The sequence below is a fragment of the Diaminobutyricimonas sp. LJ205 genome, from assembly GCF_009755725.1.
Taxonomy (GTDB): domain Bacteria; phylum Actinomycetota; class Actinomycetes; order Actinomycetales; family Microbacteriaceae; genus Ruicaihuangia.
Genome location: NZ_CP046619.1, coordinates 236862 through 254917, shown reverse-complemented (window position 1 = coordinate 254917; position 18056 = coordinate 236862). Strand labels below are relative to the sequence as shown.

At 67.2% G+C, this 18056-nt stretch carries 20 protein-coding genes and 1 tRNA gene; 7 read left to right on the top strand and 14 right to left on the bottom strand.

Features of this window, described 5'->3' with window-relative positions; translation table 11 throughout:
* Window positions 1-33: 33 nt before the first annotated feature.
* The 8 genes from GO591_RS01315 to GO591_RS01280 form a co-directional block, all read right to left on the bottom strand.
* Window positions 34-1095, bottom strand: coding sequence for a flavin-containing monooxygenase (locus GO591_RS01315; RefSeq protein WP_157155155.1), 1062 nt, complete (start codon window positions 1093-1095; stop codon window positions 34-36).
* On the bottom strand, window positions 1092-1412 hold the full coding sequence (locus GO591_RS01310; protein WP_157155154.1) for a hypothetical protein: 321 nt from the start codon (window positions 1410-1412) through the stop codon (window positions 1092-1094). The genes GO591_RS01315 and GO591_RS01310 overlap by 4 nt, the downstream gene beginning before the upstream one ends.
* Before the next feature lie 75 nt (window positions 1413-1487).
* Window positions 1488-3140 carry a helix-turn-helix transcriptional regulator gene (locus tag GO591_RS01305; RefSeq protein ID WP_157155153.1) on the bottom strand — a complete coding sequence of 551 codons (1653 nt, stop codon included), beginning with the start codon at window positions 3138-3140 and terminating at the stop codon, window positions 1488-1490.
* 134 nt (window positions 3141-3274) lie between these two features.
* Complete coding sequence (gene rplA / locus GO591_RS01300; protein ID WP_157155152.1) at window positions 3275-3964, bottom strand: 50S ribosomal protein L1; 690 nt, start codon at window positions 3962-3964, stop codon at window positions 3275-3277.
* A gap of 69 nt (window positions 3965-4033) precedes the next feature.
* Complete coding sequence (gene rplK / locus GO591_RS01295; protein ID WP_157155151.1) at window positions 4034-4465, bottom strand: 50S ribosomal protein L11; 432 nt, start codon at window positions 4463-4465, stop codon at window positions 4034-4036.
* A gap of 122 nt (window positions 4466-4587) precedes the next feature.
* On the bottom strand, window positions 4588-5520 hold the full coding sequence (nusG, locus tag GO591_RS01290) for a transcription termination/antitermination protein NusG (protein ID WP_157155150.1): 933 nt from the start codon (window positions 5518-5520) through the stop codon (window positions 4588-4590).
* A gap of 29 nt (window positions 5521-5549) precedes the next feature.
* The gene (gene secE, locus GO591_RS01285) at window positions 5550-5828 is read right to left on the bottom strand and encodes a preprotein translocase subunit SecE (protein ID WP_157155149.1); all 279 of its coding nucleotides are present in this window, start codon (window positions 5826-5828) and stop codon (window positions 5550-5552) included.
* A gap of 57 nt (window positions 5829-5885) precedes the next feature.
* A tRNA-Trp gene (locus GO591_RS01280) sits at window positions 5886-5958 on the bottom strand.
* 168 nt (window positions 5959-6126) lie between these two features.
* On the opposite strand from GO591_RS01280, the gene GO591_RS01275 reads away from it, so the two are divergent.
* Window positions 6127-7362: a pyridoxal phosphate-dependent aminotransferase gene (locus tag GO591_RS01275; protein WP_157155148.1), complete on the top strand. Its 1236-nt coding sequence runs from the start codon at window positions 6127-6129 to the stop codon at window positions 7360-7362.
* A 251-nt stretch (window positions 7363-7613) separates the two neighbouring features.
* Here GO591_RS01275 and GO591_RS01270 read toward each other — a convergent pair whose 3' ends face one another.
* Both GO591_RS01270 and GO591_RS01265 read right to left on the bottom strand, forming a co-directional pair.
* Window positions 7614-8258: a LuxR C-terminal-related transcriptional regulator gene (locus GO591_RS01270; RefSeq protein ID WP_157155147.1), complete on the bottom strand. Its 645-nt coding sequence runs from the start codon at window positions 8256-8258 to the stop codon at window positions 7614-7616.
* Entirely contained in the window at window positions 8255-9400 is a 1146-nt protein-coding gene (locus GO591_RS01265; RefSeq protein WP_232466230.1) for an ATP-binding protein, read from the bottom strand. The genes GO591_RS01270 and GO591_RS01265 overlap by 4 nt, the downstream gene beginning before the upstream one ends.
* Before the next feature lie 104 nt (window positions 9401-9504).
* Here GO591_RS01265 and GO591_RS01260 point away from each other — a divergent pair, with 104 nt between their 5' ends.
* The 6 genes from GO591_RS01260 (at window position 9505) to GO591_RS01235 (ending at window position 15002) form a co-directional block, all read left to right on the top strand.
* Window positions 9505-11022 (top strand): PspC domain-containing protein, encoded by a 1518-nt coding sequence (locus tag GO591_RS01260; protein WP_157155145.1) that lies wholly within the window; start codon window positions 9505-9507, stop codon window positions 11020-11022.
* On the top strand, window positions 11019-11270 hold the full coding sequence (locus GO591_RS01255) for a hypothetical protein (RefSeq protein ID WP_157155144.1): 252 nt from the start codon (window positions 11019-11021) through the stop codon (window positions 11268-11270). Before GO591_RS01260 ends, GO591_RS01255 begins: the two co-directional genes overlap by 4 nt.
* A gap of 173 nt (window positions 11271-11443) precedes the next feature.
* A complete protein-coding gene (locus tag GO591_RS01250) occupies window positions 11444-12325 on the top strand; it encodes an ABC transporter ATP-binding protein (RefSeq protein ID WP_157155143.1) in 882 nt (293 codons plus the stop codon).
* A complete protein-coding gene (locus GO591_RS01245) occupies window positions 12322-13278 on the top strand; it encodes an ABC transporter permease (RefSeq protein ID WP_198295518.1) in 957 nt (318 codons plus the stop codon). The genes GO591_RS01250 and GO591_RS01245 overlap by 4 nt, the downstream gene beginning before the upstream one ends.
* The gene (locus GO591_RS01240) at window positions 13279-14391 is read left to right on the top strand and encodes a sensor histidine kinase (RefSeq protein WP_157155142.1); all 1113 of its coding nucleotides are present in this window, start codon (window positions 13279-13281) and stop codon (window positions 14389-14391) included.
* On the top strand, window positions 14388-15002 hold the full coding sequence (locus GO591_RS01235) for a response regulator (protein WP_157155141.1): 615 nt from the start codon (window positions 14388-14390) through the stop codon (window positions 15000-15002). The genes GO591_RS01240 and GO591_RS01235 overlap by 4 nt, the downstream gene beginning before the upstream one ends.
* Window positions 15003-15160: 158 nt before the next feature.
* Here the strand turns inward: GO591_RS01235 and GO591_RS01230 are convergent, their stop codons facing one another.
* From GO591_RS01230 to GO591_RS01215, 4 genes are read right to left on the bottom strand one after another with little or no spacing between them, the layout of a single operon-like run.
* Window positions 15161-16288 carry a UDP-N-acetylmuramate dehydrogenase gene (locus GO591_RS01230; protein WP_232466229.1) on the bottom strand — a complete coding sequence of 376 codons (1128 nt, stop codon included), beginning with the start codon at window positions 16286-16288 and terminating at the stop codon, window positions 15161-15163.
* Window positions 16285-16695, bottom strand: coding sequence for a MaoC family dehydratase (locus GO591_RS15830; protein WP_157155140.1), 411 nt, complete (start codon window positions 16693-16695; stop codon window positions 16285-16287). Before GO591_RS15830 ends, GO591_RS01230 begins: the two co-directional genes overlap by 4 nt.
* The gene (locus GO591_RS01220) at window positions 16692-17138 is read right to left on the bottom strand and encodes an FAS1-like dehydratase domain-containing protein (protein ID WP_157155139.1); all 447 of its coding nucleotides are present in this window, start codon (window positions 17136-17138) and stop codon (window positions 16692-16694) included. Before GO591_RS01220 ends, GO591_RS15830 begins: the two co-directional genes overlap by 4 nt.
* A gap of 9 nt (window positions 17139-17147) precedes the next feature.
* Window positions 17148-17975, bottom strand: a complete 828-nt coding sequence (locus GO591_RS01215) for a hypothetical protein (RefSeq protein ID WP_198295517.1) — start codon at window positions 17973-17975, stop codon at window positions 17148-17150.
* Window positions 17976-18056: the final 81 nt, after the last annotated feature.

Genomic DNA, 18056 nt, shown 5'->3' with positions numbered 1-18056 from the left:
TGAACGAGCCTACGGCGCGTCGGCTGGACGCTTTCACCCGAGCAGGCACGCGGCCAGGTAACGGGCGTCTCGGGCAAGACCGGCGAGGGTCTCCGAGAGTACCGAGAACAAGAACTCCTGCCCAAGCAGGAACAGCCCCGGCGTCGATTCGACGACCCCGCGACGGTGGGGCGGCTCCCCGTTGCCCGTCAGGTGCGGCAAATCGATCCAGCTGTAATCAGCGCGGTATCCGGTGCACCAGATGACGTTGGCCATATCGAGGATGTCGCCGTCCTCGGTGACACAGCGACCCTCCCGCACCTCGGCCACCCGGCCAACCCGGGTGACCCCGGCGGCGGTCAGGTTGGCGCTCTTGGTGCGGATCAGCGGAGTCGCTTGCTCGCGCATCTTCGGCAGCACGCGACGACCGATCAGTGACCGCTCGTTCAACACGTGCGCGCCGGCGAACCGGATCACCGGCAGTCCGTACCGGGCGAACGTCCTGCCATGCCGGAACGGGATCTCGACCCCCGGCCTGGCAGCGAGCGTCGTCGGGTGCGATCGGCTCAGCTCGAGCGCGATCTCGGCGCCCGAGTTGCCGCCGCCGACGACGAGGGTCGGCCCGGGCTTAAGCTGCCCCGGATTCCGGTACTGGCTCGAATGCAGCTGCGTGACCGTGGCGTCAAGGTCGCCTGCGAACACGGGTATGCGTGGCGTCCCGAAGCTCCCGGTGGCAAGGACGACCTGGCGCGCCGTCCAACTCCGGTCGGCCGAATCGATGACGAAGCTGCCATCAGGCCGGCTCAACCCGCTGACGCGCACTGACCTCGACACCGGCAGGCCGAACCGTTCGGCGTAGCTCTCGAGGTAGTCCGCCTGCTCGTCCTTGGTGGGAAACGCCAGCGGGTCAGCCGGGAAGCGCATCCCGGGAAGCCCGTCGTACTTGGCCGGAGTGAACAGCCGCAGCGAATCCCAGCGGGAACGCCACGCGTCTCCGGTGCGAGCGTTGGCGTCGAGGATGGCGAAATCGTGGCCGGCGCGAGCGAGGTAATGGCCGATGGCGAGCCCGGCCTGCCCTCCTCCGATGATCGCCGTGTCCACCGTTGTCGTGGTCATGATGCGAGCTCCTTGGTGGCGGTTGGGACCTGCCGGGCGTCGATCTCGCCGCGATCGGCGCTCCGGGCGTAGCGGAAGAACCAGATGAGCATGAGCGCTGATGCCACGCCGTAGAACCCGTGCAGCAGCCAGATCGGGCCGACCGGAAGGCTGAACACGTAGAACGAGTGCACGACGTTCGCCAGGTTGGTCATGGCGATATTCGTGAAGCTGTACGAGGCGAGATCGCGGCTGCGCGCCGCCTTGGCAAGCATCGGCAGCATGCTCACGGCAAACAACGTGGTGGAGATAGCACCGGCGATGAGCGGTAGGTTCATGCCGTCAACGCTAGGAATCCGCGGCATGCCGTTCGTCGGGCGGATGACCCATTCTGCGCCCGGTCGATATGGGTATTAATGCGCAGACGCCACCGGAGCCGCCGGCTCGACCAGCCGGTGCTCGTAGGCATAGGCGGTGGCCGCCGAGCGCGAAGGCAGATCCAGCTTGGTGAAGATGTTGCTGAGGTGACGGGCCACGGTTTTTTCGCTCAGGTACAGCTCACCCGCGATGGCCCGGTTCGTCATCCCCGCCGCGACCAGCCGAAGCACCTCAATCTCGCGTGCCGTCAGCGGACTGGATTGCGCCTCGCCGGTCAACGCACCCACTTCCCGTAAGGCCGGGATCGCGCCCAGCTCGGACAGGATGCCGCGGGCCACGTCGAACTGCATGAGCGCCGTCTCCTCGTCACCGAGCGCCCGGCAGGCACGGCCGTGCAGGATCCGGCAGCACGCTTCCTCGAACGGGGCCTCAAGCTCACGCCAAAGCTCCAGGGCCGTTCGGGCAGATCGGTCGGCTTCAGCCGGGGCATCCTCGGCCAAGTGCACGGCGGCGAGCGCCTGCGCGGCACTGGCCAAGAGCAGTGGCATCGCGCGTCGATCCGCGGCCGCGGAGAGTTCATCCGCGGCGGCGCGGGCAGCCGGAACATCGCCAGCGGCCAACGCGATCTCCACCTGCGCTGGCAACATCAGCCGCCGGGTCGCGGGGTCCGCCTCAGCCGAGGCACGGTCAATCAGCGAGCGCGCCGCGGTGACCTGGCCCTGCGCCAGCCGCAGCAGCGCCAGCCCAGGCTGCGGATCGAAGCCCGAGCGGTTCGCGGCCACATAGCTCGCGTCCGCCTGCTCGAATTGGCCGCGCAGCCGCTGCACCTCACCCTGCTGGTAGTAGGCACCAAAACCGGCCATGTGGTCGCCGCGGGCGAAGAGTTCCTGCGCCGCGTGCGCCGCAGTCAGAGCCTCATCCCACGCCCCGTGCAGTTGGAAGAGGGCGGCGCGATGCATCTGGCACTGCCCGTTGAAGCTGACCAAATCGGGCTGCGAGCGGCACCAGCGGTCCAGGGCAAGCGTCCACTCGTAGGCGCGTTGTACATCGCTGGCAAGATGGCACACTCCGATCACCGCGCAGTAGACGATGCCCGACGGGATCGGCGACACCTCACCAGCGGTCACCGCCACCATCGCCTCATCGAGCAACGCGAGGCCGGTCGCGACATCGTCCAGCATGACCAGCGCCTGTCCGCGCCCGAGACGGCCGAGGGCCGACAGGTCGTGATCGCGTCGAGCATCACCGACCTCAACGACTGCGGCGAACTGGCTGGCTGCCCTACCGGGGTCGCCACCGTAGAGCGCGCCGAGCGCCGCGCCGACGATGGGCAGGCCATGGAGTTCCGGGGCGGTGGACATCTGGTCGGCCAGGCCGTCCGCTCGGGCCAGCCATCCACTCCCTTCAGCGGGGCGGCCTGCGTTCATGAGCTGCAGGCCGATCCAGCCTGCGGCTCGAGCCGCCCCAGCCAAATCGCCGGCGGCAAGACACTGCTCATGGGCACGGGTGAGGATGTCGATGCCCTCGCTGATGCGCCCCATCATCACTGCGGAGGTCGCCAGCCGCACCAGGTCATCGGCGGACAGCTCGTCGGTCTGGGCGGCCGAACTCAGGTCACTGAGCGCACTCTGCCACTGGCGCTGCCCGTAAGCCGCGCGACCCCGATCGAGTTCTGTCGAAACACTCATGATCCGAGGGCGGAATCGCTCGTCCGTCACAGTCAGGGTACTCCGGTGACCACGCGGCGGCCCAGCGTATGGTTACCGCCCGGGCAACGAGAAAGGGCCCGTCCGAAGACAGGCCCTTTCTGCAGAACGCAGGATTAGATCGCGTTGACGTCCAGCGGGATGCCGGGACCGAACGTGGTCGACAGCGAACCCTTCAGCACGTAACGGCCCTTCGAGCTCGACGGCTTGAGACGCACAACCTCATCGAGCGCGGTCTTCAGGTTCTCGTCGAGCTGCTCAGCGGTGAAGGCCGCCTTGCCGATGACGAAGTGCACGTTGGCGTGCTTGTCAACGCGGAACTCGATCTTTCCACCCTTGATCTCGGAAACTGCCTTCGCGACATCCGGGGTCACGGTACCGGTCTTCGGGTTCGGCATCAGGCCACGCGGACCAAGCACCTTACCGAGACGACCGACCTTGCCCATGAGCTCGGGGGTCGAGACGGCGGAGTCGAACGCGGTGTAGCCGCCGGCGACCTTCTCGATCAGGTCGTCGCCGCCGACCTCGTCAGCGCCGGCTGCGATGGCCGCCTCGGCCGCGGGGCCGGTTGCGAAGACGATGACGCGGGCGGTCTTGCCGGTGCCGTGCGGGAGGATGACGGTGCCGCGCACCATCTGGTCGGCCTTGCGGGGGTCGACGCCGAGCTTCAGCGCGACCTCAACGGTCGAGTTGAACTTCGCCGAGCCGGTTTCGCGGGCAACCGCGACGGCCTCGGTGGGGGTGTAAAACTTGCCGGCTTCGATCTTGTCGACCGCGGCCCGGTAGGCCTTGGAGTTCTTTGCCATGTTGTTCTCCTTCAGAGACTGTGGTCTGTCGCGCCTGGCCGGCGCTGCCACGAATGTTGAGGGTGTCGACTACGCGTCGACGGTGATGCCCATGGAGCGGGCGGTGCCGGCGATGATCTTCTCGGCGGCTTCGATGTCGTTGGCGTTCAGGTCGACGGCCTTCTGCTCGGCGATCTGACGCACCTGCTCCTTGGTGAGCTTCGCAACCTTGACGGTGTGCGGGGTGGCGGAACCCTTCTGCACGCCCGCAGCCTTCTTGATCAGCTCAGCGGCCGGCGGGGTCTTGAGGATGAACGTGAAGGAACGGTCCTCGTAGACGGTGATCTCCACCGGGATGACGTTGCCGCGCTGCGACTCGGTCGCGGCGTTGTACGCCTTGCAGAACTCCATGATGTTGACGCCGTGCTGACCAAGCGCCGGACCAATCGGCGGGGCAGGGTTGGCGGCGCCGGCCTGGATCTGAAGCTTAATCAGACCTGTGACCTTCTTCTTCGGTGCCATTTCGTTTTCCTTTCGTACGAACCGGATGCCGGAGCATCCTGCTCTCCCGCGTTTCCGGCCGTTCCGGACCGCGGTGGTCTATGGGTTGGTCAAGCAGCCGCGGAATGCGGCGAACTTTCGACCTACAGTTTGGTGACCTGGTCGAAGCTGAGCTCGACCGGGGTTTCACGCTCGAACAGCGACACGAGCACGGTGAGCTTGCCGCTGTCGGGCTTGATCTCGCTGATGGTTCCTGGCAGACCCGCGAACGAGCCTTCCTTGATGGTGATGGTCTCGCCGATCTCGAAGTCGACCTCGGCCGGGATGACCCGCGCGGCGACCTTCTGGCCACCCTTGCCCGTGCCGGCCTTGGCCGCGGGAGCCACCTCCACCTGCACGAGGCTCTTCAGCATCGAGAACGCCTCGTCGAAGCGCAGCGGGGTGGGGTTGTGTGCGTTGCCGACGAAGCCGGTGACGCCAGGGGTGTGACGAACAGCCGACCAGCTGTCCTCGTTGAGTTCCATGCGAACCAGCACGTAGCCGGGGATGCGCACGCGGTTCACCAGCTTGCGCTGGCCGTTCTTGATCTCGACCACGTCTTCCATCGGCACCTGCACCTCGAAGATGTAGTCCTCCATGCCGAGGCTCACCTTGCGGTTCTCGATGTTCGACTTCACGCGCTTCTCAAAGCCGGCGTAGGAGTGGATGACGTACCACTTGCCCGGCTTGGCGCGCAGCTCGGCGCGGAACGCCTCGTACGGGTCAGCCTCAGTGGACTCATCCTCGGTTGCCTCAGCGGCCGCCTCGGCTTCGTCGACCGAGTCGACGTCGAGAGCGTCGTCGACGACGGCATCCGCCTCCGGGTCGACCGCAGCGTCCAGCGCGTCGAGCAGACCCGCCAGGTCGCCTTCAACGGTTTCCTCGTCGTCGCTGACGATGTGGATCGCCTCGTGCTCGGCCGAGTCGACGGACTCTACCTCGGCGGCGAGCACGTTGCCCTCCTGAACCTCGTCTACTTCCGAGGACTGCTCGGCAGCAGTCGCGAGGTCGATGTCGCGGTGCTCTTGTTCAGACACTGGTACTCATTTCCGTTTCAGGCGGTTGCCTAGTTCACCGGTCCGTCACCGAACACGTACGACACCAGGGTTCCGAACCCCAAGTCGAGGAGGGACACCAGGCCCATCATGATGATCACGAACACCAGCACGACCCCGGTGAAGCTGAAGAGCTCCTTGCGGGTCGGGGTGACAACCTTTTTCAGTTCATTGGTGACTTGCCGGAAGAAGAGGGCGAGCCGGGAGAAGGGGCCGCGACGTTCCGCGCGCTCCTTCTTGGCGTTTGCGACGACATCCTCACTCGGTTCGTCGATAACTTTCCTGGCCATCACTACCTTCTGCCGGCTGTCACGGTGTTAAGCCCTCCGCCGGTAGCGGAGTACTTGCAGGGCGGACAGGACTCGAACCTGCAACCTGCGGTTTTGGAGACCGCTGCTCTACCAATTGAGCCACCGCCCTATGCACCTGGCCGGTGCGGGTATCCAACAAGGATACGAGTGAATCAGCATAGCTTTGCGACGTTATAACTGGCTGGATGCCTGAAGTAGGCGCGACAAAGCTTGGCAGATTTCAACTACCTCGGTCGAGTGTAGGCGACACGGGACCACCACGCAAAAGGAGCGGTCTATGCCCTCGGCGAGACCCATCAGTAGGCTGTTCCCCGTGCCAGAACTGAACCGTGTCTCCCGTCGGATCGGCTCGATCAGCGAGTCCGCGACCTTGAAGGTCGATGCCAAGGCGAAGGCCCTGCAAGCGCAGGGTGCGCCGGTGATCAGCTATGCAGCGGGTGAACCCGATTTCGCCACGCCCGAGCACATCGTCGAGGCGGCCGCTGCCGCCGTGCACGACCCGAAGAACCACCGCTACACGCCGGCGGCGGGCCTGCCGGATCTGCGCGAGGCGATCGCCGCAAAGACGCTGCGCGATTCCGGTCTCGAGGTTCAGGCCGCACAGGTCATCGTCACCAACGGCGGCAAGCAGGCGGTCTACGAGTCGTTCGCCACCCTGCTCGACCCGGGCGACGAAGTGCTGATCCCGACGCCGTTCTGGACCACCTACCCCGAGGTCATCAAGCTCGCCGGAGGTGTGCCGGTGGAGGTGTTCGCCGGCAGCGACCAGGGCTACCTGGTCACCGTCGAGCAGCTCGAAGCGGCGCGCACCGAACGCACCAAGGTGCTGCTGTTCGTGTCGCCGTCGAACCCGACCGGCGCCGTCTACTCCCCCGAGCAAACCCGCGAGATCGGCCAGTGGGCGCTCGAGAACGGCCTCTGGGTGATCACCGACGAGATCTACCAGAACCTCACTTACGACGGTGTGCGTGCGCAGTCGATCGTCGAGGCGGTGCCCGAGCTCGCCGACCGCACCATCCTGGTCAACGGTGTGGCGAAGACTTACGCGATGACCGGCTGGCGGGTGGGCTGGATGGTCGGCCCGGCCGACGCCATCAAGGGCGCCGCGAACCTGCAGTCGCACCTGTCGTCGAACGTGTCGAACATCTCGCAGCGCGCCGCGATCGCCGCATTGAACGGCTCGCAGGACGCCGTGGAGAACATGCGCCAGGCGTTCGACCGGCGCCGCAAGCTGATCGTCGGGGAGCTGAACAAGATCCCCGGCATGGTCACGCCGACGCCCGAGGGCGCGTTCTACGTGTACCCGGATGTCACGGGCCTGCTGAACCGCGAATGGGCGGGCGTCACCCCGACGACGTCGCTCGAGCTGGCCGACCTCATCCTCGAGAAGGCCGAGGTGGCCGTCGTCCCGGGTGAGGCATTCGGCCCGAGCGGATACATCCGCCTGTCCTACGCGCTCGGCGACGAGCCGCTGCTCGAGGGTGTGCGCCGGCTGCAGCAGCTGTTCGCGTAGTAGCCGCTCAGCACGCCGCCCAGCTTATTTCGGAGGGCAGCAGTGCGTATTTGCTGTGTCGCCCCAGGGTGACATTGCAAAAACGGAGGGGTCGAGGTTGTGGAGGCGGAGCTTTGAGTGTCCGTAACAAAGGACCTGCGGCACCATGCCGCGGTCTTGTCCTGAGGCACTCGGCGCGGCGCGGATCGTCCTCAGTTAGCGGTCTCGGCAGGCTCGACCAGCGGGCTGGCGCTCCTCAATCACCGAAAGCGCTAGAGCAGTTTGCGCTCCAGTGCCCACGCGGTGAGCTCGTGCCGGCTGGACAGTTGCAGCTTGCGCAGCACCGCCGAGACGTGTGATTCGACGGTCTTGATCGAGATGAACAGGTCGCTGGCCACCTCCTTGTAGGCGTAGCCGCGGGCGATCAGCCGCATCACCTCGCGCTCCCGCGCGGAGAGCCGGTCGAGTTCGTCGTCGTGCACGGCCTGCTCCCCCGCGACCGCACCGAACGCGTCGAGCACGAATCCCGCGAGCCGCGGCGAGAACACAGCGTCCCCGGCGGCGACCGTCGCCACCGCACGCGACACCTCGGCCCCCGAGGATCCCTTGGTGATGTAGCCGCGCGCTCCGGCCCGGATGACGCCGACCACGTCCTCTGCGGAATCCGAGACGCTGAGCGCCAGGAACTTGACCCGGTCCAGCAGCCCGGCGCTGCGCCGGATCACCTCCGCGCCGCCGCCGCCCTCGCCGCCGGGCAAGTGCACGTCGAGCAGCACGACTTCCGGCTCCAGCGAGGCGATCAGCGCGATCGCGTCGTCCACGGTCGCGGCCTCGCCGACCACTTCCAGCGACCCGTCGAGGTCGGCGCGCAGCCCCGATCTGAAAATCGAATGGTCGTCGACGATGAGTACTCTCATTGCTGGTCTCCCGTCTCAAGGTGCAGGTGGATCTCGGTACCAGTCTCGCCGGAAGTCACCGTTGCGGTGCCGCCGTGCCGCGACATCCGGCCGATGATCGATTCCCGCACGCCGAGCCGACCGTCAGGCACCGCGGCGAGGTCGAATCCGGCGCCGCGGTCGCGGATGAAGACATCCAGACCGGATGCCGCCAGCTCGACGTACACCGACACGTCACCGCCGGCGTGCCGGGCTGCGTTCAGCATCGCCTCGCGCGCGGCGGCGAGCACCGCCGGGAAGGACTTGCCGGTGAAGTCACCGGTCGTGACGACGTCGAATCGCACGGGGTGCTGCAGCTCGATCTCGATCGCGATCTCCCGCAGTTGCGAGGAGAAGTCCGCGTCGCTCGGCCGGGTGCCGGAGAACAGCCAGTCGCGCAGTTCGCGCTCCTGCGCGCGGGCGATGCGGGCGATCTCGCTGGATGCTCCGGCCCGGTTCTGGATCAGCGCGAGGGTCTGCAGCACCGAGTCATGCAGGTGCGCGGCGACCTCGGCGCGGCTCTCCTCACGCACACGGGCGGCGCGCTCGGCCATCAGGTCGGTCCAGAGTTTCACGACCGCGGGCGCGACCAGCACGGCGACTCCGGCGATGATCATGCCGACCGAGAGCACCGACGCCGCCGTGCCGGGCTCCATCGACAGCAGCAGCACCGCGGTGACCAGCATCACCCCGGCGGCGGTCGTGCGCACGATCACTCCGTACCGTTCAGAACGGTTCGGATCCTGCCGGTCGAAGACCAGACTCCAGGCCACAGCAGCCCCGGCGACCACGATGGTCACCAGCACCCAACTCGACGCGTCGTGACCGTTTCCTGCCAGCAACAGTGAGACGAGGGCGCTGAACCCGGCGACGCCGGTGAGGATCGGGGCGACCGGGAACCGCCGATGGAGGGTGGCCGGCTCATCCGGACCCGCCTTCTCGAGTGGCGCCAGCGCCCACAGCCAGAGATACATCAGCAGGCCGGCGCCGCCGAGGAACGCGGCGACCACCGTCCACAGCCGGATCACGCCGACCCGCACGCCCAGGTGGTCGGCCAGGCCGGCGCAGACGCCGCCGATCACGGCGTCTCGGGGGCGCACCAAAGGAGCACGAAGAACGGTCACAGAAGAATCCAAGCACGTCGAACCGCCCTCAGGGGCCGCTCTCAGGGTTGGATCAGGGGAACACCCCATGGTGCCGAATGTCAGGGAACTGCCAGCATCGAAGCATGCCAACTGAACCCACCACCGAGACGCCCGGCGCGCCACAGCAGCAGCCGCAGGGCAACCGCTTCTTCGCCTGGATGCGATCCATCGGCCTCACCCGCCAGCCCGGCTGGATCGGCGGCGTTGCCTCTGGAATCGCGCTGCGCCTGAACATCGACCCGCTCGTCGTCCGCGGCATCATCGTCGTGGTGGCCCTGCTCGGCGCCCCGATGCTGCTGCTCTACGCCGCAGCGTGGATGCTGCTGCCCGACCACACCGGCAAGATCCATGCCGAGGAACTCGGCAACGGTCGGTTCGAGCCGCCCGTTGCCGGTGCCGGCGTGATGGTGCTGCTCGAACTGATCCCTGGCGGCAACATCGCGTTCCCGTTCATCGGGCCGATCTTCCCGTGGTGGAACGGTAACGTCTGGCCGTGGGCGGTCGGCGATGGCTTCTTCGGCGTGTTCTGGACGCTCGCCATCGTCGGCTCGGCGATCTGGCTGGTCGTCGCCCTCTCGAACCGCGCGGGCAACACCCCGACGGCCACGCCGATGCCGCCGGCCGATGGTGATGCCGCGGGTTCGGACGGCGCGACGGCCGCGTATCCCACCGCTGCGTACCCGGCCGCCACGACGACGTCTCCGACCGCGGCCACCGTTCCGCTGGTGGCACCGGATGTCCCGGCTTCCGAGGCTCCCACGGATCCGGCCGACCTGGCCGCCTGGCAGCAGCAGCAGGCCAAGTTCAAGCAGGAGCGCGACGAGTACGTGCGGACCAACCAGGACGCCCAGCGCGCCGCGATGGCCGCCGCTGCTGAAGAACGCAGGCGCGCAAACGCCGCTCGGGCCGCCGCGTACCGGTCCGAACACGAACGCACTCGTTCCCACCCGCTGTTCACCCTGAGCGCGATCGGGCTATCCCTCATTGTCGGCGCGCTCGTCCTGTTCGCCGTCGGGGAGGGCGCCCTGACCGAGCAGTCGTTGACCGCCGGGCTGGCCTCGATGCTCGCGGTGCTCGCCGTGGCGATCATCATCAACGGCATCATCGGCAAGCGCTCGGGCGGCTCCAGCGGGCTCGCGGTTGTGGTGGCGATCACGCTGGTAGCGACATCCGTCTCGCCCTTCGGATCACACGTCACCGTATTCGGGAGCAGCGATTATGAGGCCGAGTACAGCGAGGACCGCGACGAGGTGTACTTCGCCGGCTTCGGCGACACCACGATCGACCTCGAGGAATACTGGCAGGGCACCCGCAGCGGAACGGACCTGCGCGAGATCGGCGAGGTGCGGGTGTTCTCCGGATTCGGTGACGTCACGGTCATCGTGCCCGACAACGAGTACATCGCACTGAACCTCAACGTCGGCGGCGGACGACTTGAAGTAGAGGGCAGCACGGCCGACCAGAACGGCCTGTTGCGCAGCCTCAACGAGATCCTGCCGAGTGGAGTCGACCGCCGCTCCGAGGCTGACCGCGAGTTGGCCGTGGATGTCTACGCCGGCTTCGGCAACGTCACCATCATCACCGAAGGAGCTTCCCGATGAAGACCCGCATCCACACCATCATCTGGGGAGCGCTGCTGCTCGGCATCGCCACCCTGTTCCTGGTCGGCAGCCTTGTGGACCTGAGTGGACTGAACCCAGCGCTGATCGTCGTGATCGCCGCTGTCGGCCTGGGCACGCTGCTCATCCTCGCCGCGATTCTCGGCACCGTGCTGCGGCTCGGCCGGAAGCCCGAGTCCGCCGCCGAGACTGGGCCGGAGGCATCCGCAGCCTTCCCGCCTCAGCCCTAACCCCTCGCACTCTCGTGAAGTGCCCAAAAGTCCTAGTGTTTCCGCCTGCGCACTAGGACTTTTGGGCACCTCAGCGTCGTAACGGAGGCAATCCGGCATCAACCGATCGGTGGATGCCGGATTCAGCCGTTGCATCAATGGTGGGATGCCGCGGCGGAGGCCAGCATGGAAACATGACCGAATCAGACCTGGCCGTCAGCGTGCGCGATCTGCGAAAACGCTACGGCAGCTTCACCGCACTAGACGGCGTGAGCTTCGACATCCACCGGGGCGAGACCTTCGCCCTGCTCGGCCCGAACGGGGCGGGCAAGTCCACGACCATCGAGATCCTCGAGGGGTATCGCGACCGCAGCGGCGGCGAGGCGACAGTGCTCGGGGTCGACCCCCAACACGGCCGGCTTGACTGGAAGGCGAAGCTCGGCATCGTGCTGCAGTCCACCGGGGAGCAGGGCAACGTCACCGTGCGCGAGCAACTCGCGCACTTCGCCAGCTTCTACCCGAATCCCCGTCGCGTCGACGAGGTAATCGCCGCGGTCGGGCTCGAGCAGAAGGCGGGCGCTCTGATCCGCAACCTGTCCGGCGGGCAGCGCCGCCGCGTCGACGTCGCGCTGGGCATCATCGGCCGGCCGGAGCTGCTGTTCCTGGACGAGCCGACCACCGGGTTCGACCCCGAGGCGCGGCGCCAGTTCTGGGACCTCATCCGCCAACTGAGCGCGGAGGGCACCACGATCCTGCTGACCACCCACTACCTCGACGAGGCCGCGCAACTCAGCGACCGCGCCGGCGTCATCGCCGGCGGACAGCTCGTGGAGATCGGCCGGATCGACGAGATCGGCGGCGCGGAAGCGCGAGTCCCGATCGTGCGATGGCGGGAGAACGGTCGCCGGCTGGAGCAGCGCACCACCGAGCCGGGCACTTTCGTGGCCGAGCTCTACCAGCGACTCGCCACCGAACCCGAGGGCCTCGAGATCGTTCGACCCACCCTCGAAGACATTTACCTGGGTCTCGTCGGCACATCGCACGATGAGACCGTCGCATTGGAGAAGGCATCATGAGCAAGGTTGCAGATAGGGCCTCGACTGGTTCGACCAGCGGGGTGAGCTCGACCAACCGGGTGGGCTCGACCAGCGGGGCGGGCGGGGTCTCGGCAAGCTCGACCAGCGGAAGCGGCTCGACCAGCGGAAGGATCAACGTGAAGCGGCCCAGCGCCCTCACGCTCGGCGCCCGCCGGATCGGCTACGAGGTGAAGGCCTACTTCCGGCAGAAGGACGGCCTGGTCTTCACCTTCGGCTTCCCGATCATCATGCTGTTGATCTTCTCGGTCGCCTTCAGCGAGGGCGGCTTCGGACAGGATGCCGATGGCAACGACGTCAGCGCGGCGGCCTACTACCTGCCCGCCATGCTCGCCGCTGGCCTGCTGCTCAGCGGGGTGCAGAACCTCGCCGTGGACATCGCCACCGAGAAGAGCGACGGCACCCTGAAACGGCTGGCCGGCTCTCCGCTGCCGATGATGAGCTACTTCGTCGGGAAGATCGGCCAGGTATTCGTCACCGGCGTGCTGCAGGCGGTGCTCATCATCGCGGTCGCGGCTCTCGCGTTTGGGGTGGCGTTGCCCAACGAACCCGCCAAGTGGGCGACTTTTGCCTGGGTGTTCGTGCTCGGGATCGTGACATCCGCCGTCCTCGGAATCGCACTCAGTGGCCTGCCACGCAGCGGCAAGTCGGCGACCGCTGTGGTCATCCCGATCGTGCTGCTGCTGCAGTTCATCTCTGGCGTCTACCTGCCGTTCTCGCAGCTGCCTGACTGGCTGCAGAACGTCGCCAGCGCCTTCCCGCTGAAGTGGATGGCGCAGGGGATGCGCAACGTCTTCCTCCCCGAGAACTTCGAGGCGCTGGAGATGGGCGGCGCCTGGGATCTCCCCGGCATCGGGCTCTGGCTCGGCGTCTGGCTGGTCGCCGGGCTGGTGCTCTGTCGCCTGACCTTCCGCTGGATCCGCAAGGATAGCTAAGTGGAATCTCGGTGGTGGCACGTCGCGGTGTGCGCGATGGCGGTGACCCTCGTGGGCACCGCCATCGGGCAACCGAACTTTGCAGCCCTCGCCGCCGTCGCCGCCGCGCTGGTCGCGTCATGGTTCCTGATCGGACGGCACGCACACCACAGCCACAGCGCGGCGATCACCTTCACGGTGCTGGTGATCGTGCTCTTCGGACTGGGCACGGCGATCCACCCGCTGTTCGCCATCGCGCAGTTCCTCGGCTACCCGCTGATGTGGACGCTGCCGAGAACCCTCCGCGGGTCGATCATCGCGAACGTCGCCCTTGCTCTTTCGATCGGCGTCGGCTTCCTGTTCAGCTCGGGAACGACGCCCGATGATCTCGCCCAGACCGCGTTCACCGTCACCTTCTCCCTCGGTTTCAGCCTGGCCTTCGGCCTGTGGTTCTACAGAACCGCCACCGAGAGCGAGGAGCGCAAGGCCCTTCTCGACGAGCTCACCGCGACGCAGGAGCAGCTCTCCGCCCTCAGCCGGGACGCCGGGATCACCGCAGAACGCGAACGGCTCGCCCGCGAGATCCACGACACCATCGCGCAGGATCTGACCGGAATGGTGATGCTCGCCGAACGCGCACGGCTGGAACCGGATGCCGCCGCCCGCACCCTGCAGCTGGAGCAGCTCGAATCCGCCGCGCGTGACGCGCTGGCGGAGACCCGCACCTTGGTCGCCGCCAGCGCACCGACCTCGCTCGACGCTGGCCTGTCTGCCGCTCTGCAACGGCTCGCCGAGCGATACAGCCGCGACACCGGCATCACCGTCACGGCGTCGGCGAGCGACGACGTGCTCGACCGTGACAGCCAGGTGGTGGTGCTGCGCTGCGCCCAGGAGGGCTTGGCGAACGTGCGCAAGCATTCCGGCGCCCGGTCGGCGCACATCAGCCTGGACGGTCGCACGCTCACGATCCGGGACGACGGTCACGGCTTCGACCCTGATGCGCCGGCTGTCGGCTTGGGCATTGCCGGCATGCGCGAACGGGTCGCGATGGTCGGTGGATTTCTCGACATCCGCAGCGACGCATCCGGAACCGTCCTCACTGTCACCCTTGCCCATCAGGAGGTTGCCCGTTGATCCGCGTACTCGTAGCCGATGACCACCCGATTGTGCGCGGCGGGATTGTCGCCATGCTGCAGGCCGCCGACGACGTCGAGGTCGTCGGTCAGGCGACCACGGGGCTCGAGGCGGTCGCCCTGGCGGCCGAGCTGGAGCCGGATGTCGTGCTGATGGATCTGCGGATGCCCGAACTCGACGGCGACGAGGCCACCAGCCGGATCCTCGCCGCCCAGCCGGACGTACGAGTGGTTGTGCTCACTACGTATGAGTCGGATGCCTCGATCCTGACGGCGATCGAGGCCGGAGCCAGCGGCTACCTGTTGAAGGCTGCACCGCAGGAGGAACTGCTCGCCGGGATCCGGTCGGTGGCGCGTGGCGAAGTGGCGCTGGCGCCTTCGATCGCCGCGCTGCTGGTCAATCGAGTGAAGCAGCCGGCCCCGACATTGAGCCCGCGAGAGCTCGAGGTACTGCAACTGGTCGCGCAGGGGCACAGCAACCCGGACATCGCCCGCCAGCTGTTCCTGTCCGAGGCGACCGTGAAGACGCACCTGCTGCACGTCTTCGAGAAACTCGGCGTGAACGACCGCACCCGCGCGGTCACCCTGGCGATGGAGCGCGGCCTGCTCTAGGAGCGGTGATTGAGGAGCGCCGCGAGCGAAGCGAGTGACGCGTCTCGAAATCACCCAGCGTTCCGCAGGAGTTTCTGAAGGACACGCCGTCTGAACGGCGGGCTGCACCGGCGCGTCAGCAGAAAGTCCTGCAGAACGCGGAGCCGCGCAGGCGTCAGCTAACCGTGCACCCCGACGAACACCGGCTCGGGCTGCAGGCTCACCCCGAACTGGGCAAGCACCCTGGTCTGGATGAACTCGGCCAGCTGCACGATCTCAGTAGCGGTGGCGCCGCCGGTGTTGGTGATCGCAAGGGTGTGCTTGCTTGAGACCGCTGCCCGTGAACCCGGCAGCCGGTAGCCGCGACTGATCCCCGACTGCTCGATCAACCATGCGGCGCTGAGCTTCACGGTCGGCTCCTCGTGGGCGGGCGGCGGAGCCGGGTCCGCACCAAGCGGCACCGCGACATCCTGAACCTCGGGCGCCATCGACCAGCGCGGCGCATCACCGGGCAGGCTGCGGGCGAAATTCTCCGACACGATCGGGTTGGTGAAGAACGAACCGGCGCTCACCGAGTCCGGGTCCTCTGGGTTCAGCACCATGCCCTTGGATGAGCGCAGCGCCAGCACCGCCTCGCGCACCTGGGTCACCGCGACCCGGTCCCCTACCGAGACACCCAATGCGGACGCCAGCTGCGAGTACGCGATCGGCTCACTTGCGCCGCCGTTGTCACGCAGCTCGAACTCGACCGCGAGGACCAGCCCGAGCCGGCCCCGCTTGAAAGCGCTGGTGCGGTAGCCGAGGCCAAGCTCGGAGACCTCGAGGTGCTCCAGTTCGCCGGTCTGGTAATCGAGGAAGTCGACGGCGACGAGGGCGGATGCGACCTCCTGCCCGTATGCGCCGATGTTCTGAATCGGGGCGGCGCCGACCGACCCGGGGATCCCCGAGAGGGCTTCGATTCCGGCCCATCCGTTCTCAACCGTCCAGGCGACCAGCTCGTCCCAGTTCTGTCCGGCCTGAACGCGGAGACGGACAGTGGACGGGGCCAGACTGCTCGACGAGCCTGCCGCGACATCGGCGGAGTTGCTGCGCGACACCTCGATACCCGGATTCACCACCCGGATCACGGTGCCGTCGAAGCCCTCGTCGGCGATGACCACGTTCGAGCCACCGCCGAGGAGCAGCCAGTCCTCGCCGCTGGCCCATACTTCACGGGTGGTGCGGATCAGCTCCTGGGTGGTGAGCGGCGCCACGACGCGCTCAGCGGGGCCGCCGACCTGCAGCGTAGTCAGTTCAGCGAGCGTCACAGCGCGACACGCACCTGCGCCTTGCCGAGCACGGTCTGCCCCGCGTAGGTGACGGTGAGGTCGATCCTTGCCCCGTCGTCGTCGATCACGCCGACCTTGGCGATCACGGTCACCACGGCACCGAGATCCGGGTCGACGACGACCGGACGGGTGAACTTCACCTGGTAGTCGACAACCTTGCCCGGGTCGCCGAGCCAGTCGACGACCGGCTGCACCGCGAGACCCATGGTCAGCATGCCGTGCGCGAGCACTCCAGGTAGTCCGACCGCAGCCGCGACGTCGTCGCGGTAGTGGATCGGGTTGAAGTCGCCGGATGCCCCGGCGTACCGCACAAGCGAGTCGCGGGTCAGCGGGAACGTGCGTTCGGCGACGATGTCACCGACGGTCAGTTCTACAACGGTGCTCATTCGTCGCCCCTCACCACGAGAGTGGATGTCGCGGTCACCACGTGCTTGCCTTCGGCGTCCACCATGCGGGACTCGGCGGTGACCATGCTGTGCCCGCCGAGGCTCTTCACGCTGGCGATCGTGAGCGTCGCGGTGAGCTCGTCACCGGCGACGATCGGCCGCGAGTAGCTGAACCGCTGGTCGCCGTGCACGACGCGAGTGAAGTCGATGCCGGCATCCGGTTCGGCCAGTAACTGGGCGAGCGTCTGCTCCTGCACGACCACGGGGAACGTGGGCGGGGCGACGATGTCGCTGTAGCCGGCGGCGGCCGCGGCATCCGGATCATCGTTGATCGGGTTGGTCGCGAACACTGCCCGCGCGAACTCGCGGATCTTCTCGCGCCCGACCAGATACGGGGCGGTGGGCGGGAACTCACGTCCCTGCAATTCGGGGTTCACTGGCACCCGGACAGTCTAGCCAGCGGCGTGCGCGAGCCTCTGATCGGTTCGCCGGCTGGCTGGCAGGCTGAGCAGCACGAGGGGCGCGAAGCCGAGCAGTCCGACCGGAAGCCTCCACAGCATGTCATCGGGCAGGAACCAGTCGGCTGTGGCCACGACAGCCGCCGCCGCGAAGGCGATCGCACTGATCCAGAGGTCACGCAGATCGGATGCACGCAGGGCGTCGGCCCAGCGTCGATCCAGCTCATCCCACCCGACACGCGCGAGCATCGAGCGGCTCAGCGCCCAGCACGCGATGACGACGAGAACTGCCAGGCCGGTGAGCACGATCGCGACCGCGAGCGGGAGCCCCGGATCCGCGCGTACGGCTCTGCCATCGAGCATCACGGCAATGGCCATCGTGCCGGATGCCGTGACGAGCACGACCGCGGCAACGACCCAACCGGGATGCAGGTAGTCGAACAGCGACGTCCGGGGCGGGGTATCCGGGGCGTTCCCCGGGAGCCTCACGGATCCGAGATAGGCGGACAGGCCCGATCCCGACGCCATGAATCCGACGAGGAACGCCAGCGTTGCGGCTCCGCCGATTCCGCCCGGGACTGCGGCGGGAACCAGCAGGAAGACGACGGCGATCACCACCGCTCCGACCAGACCACCCAGGCACAACCCACGCAGGCTGTCGCGGATGCGCTGATCGATTCGGCTGATAGCAGCGTCGGATGTGGGGTACGAGAATCGCTCCGTGAAGGCGAGGACCATGCGTGCACGGTTCGGCCGCTTCTCCCGATAGATGAAGGTTGCTGCGAAGACGAGCGCGACGAACCCGAGAATCCAGAACTGCACCAGGCGGCCTCCCCCGTCGATGTCCTCACCCTGCCCCAAGGTGAGCAGTTATCGCAAGAAAGCGTGATCCGCCCTGCCGAA

Bases quoted from the DNA above. Each gene is read 5' to 3' on its own strand.
- GO591_RS01245 (WP_198295518.1), top strand. From the start codon at position 12,322: ATGAGCAAGGTTGCAGATAGGGCCTCGACTGGTTCGACCAGCGGGGTG.
- GO591_RS01270 (WP_157155147.1), bottom strand. From the start codon at position 8,258: ATGAGAGTACTCATCGTCGACGACCATTCGATTTTCAGATCGGGGCTG.
- GO591_RS01305 (WP_157155153.1), bottom strand. From the start codon at position 3,140: ATGAGTGTTTCGACAGAACTCGATCGGGGTCGCGCGGCTTACGGGCAG.
- GO591_RS15830 (WP_157155140.1), bottom strand. From the start codon at position 16,695: ATGAGCACCGTTGTAGAACTGACCGTCGGTGACATCGTCGCCGAACGC.
- rplA (WP_157155152.1), bottom strand. From the start codon at position 3,964: ATGGCAAAGAACTCCAAGGCCTACCGGGCCGCGGTCGACAAGATCGAA.
- GO591_RS01255 (WP_157155144.1), top strand. From the start codon at position 11,019: ATGAAGACCCGCATCCACACCATCATCTGGGGAGCGCTGCTGCTCGGC.
- GO591_RS01310 (WP_157155154.1), bottom strand. From the start codon at position 1,412: ATGAACCTACCGCTCATCGCCGGTGCTATCTCCACCACGTTGTTTGCC.
- GO591_RS01260 (WP_157155145.1), top strand. From the start codon at position 9,505: ATGCCAACTGAACCCACCACCGAGACGCCCGGCGCGCCACAGCAGCAG.
- secE (WP_157155149.1), bottom strand. From the start codon at position 5,828: ATGGCCAGGAAAGTTATCGACGAACCGAGTGAGGATGTCGTCGCAAAC.
- GO591_RS01275 (WP_157155148.1), top strand. From the start codon at position 6,127: ATGCCCTCGGCGAGACCCATCAGTAGGCTGTTCCCCGTGCCAGAACTG.
- GO591_RS01315 (WP_157155155.1), bottom strand. From the start codon at position 1,095: ATGACCACGACAACGGTGGACACGGCGATCATCGGAGGAGGGCAGGCC.
- GO591_RS01250 (WP_157155143.1), top strand. From the start codon at position 11,444: ATGACCGAATCAGACCTGGCCGTCAGCGTGCGCGATCTGCGAAAACGC.
- rplK (WP_157155151.1), bottom strand. From the start codon at position 4,465: ATGGCACCGAAGAAGAAGGTCACAGGTCTGATTAAGCTTCAGATCCAG.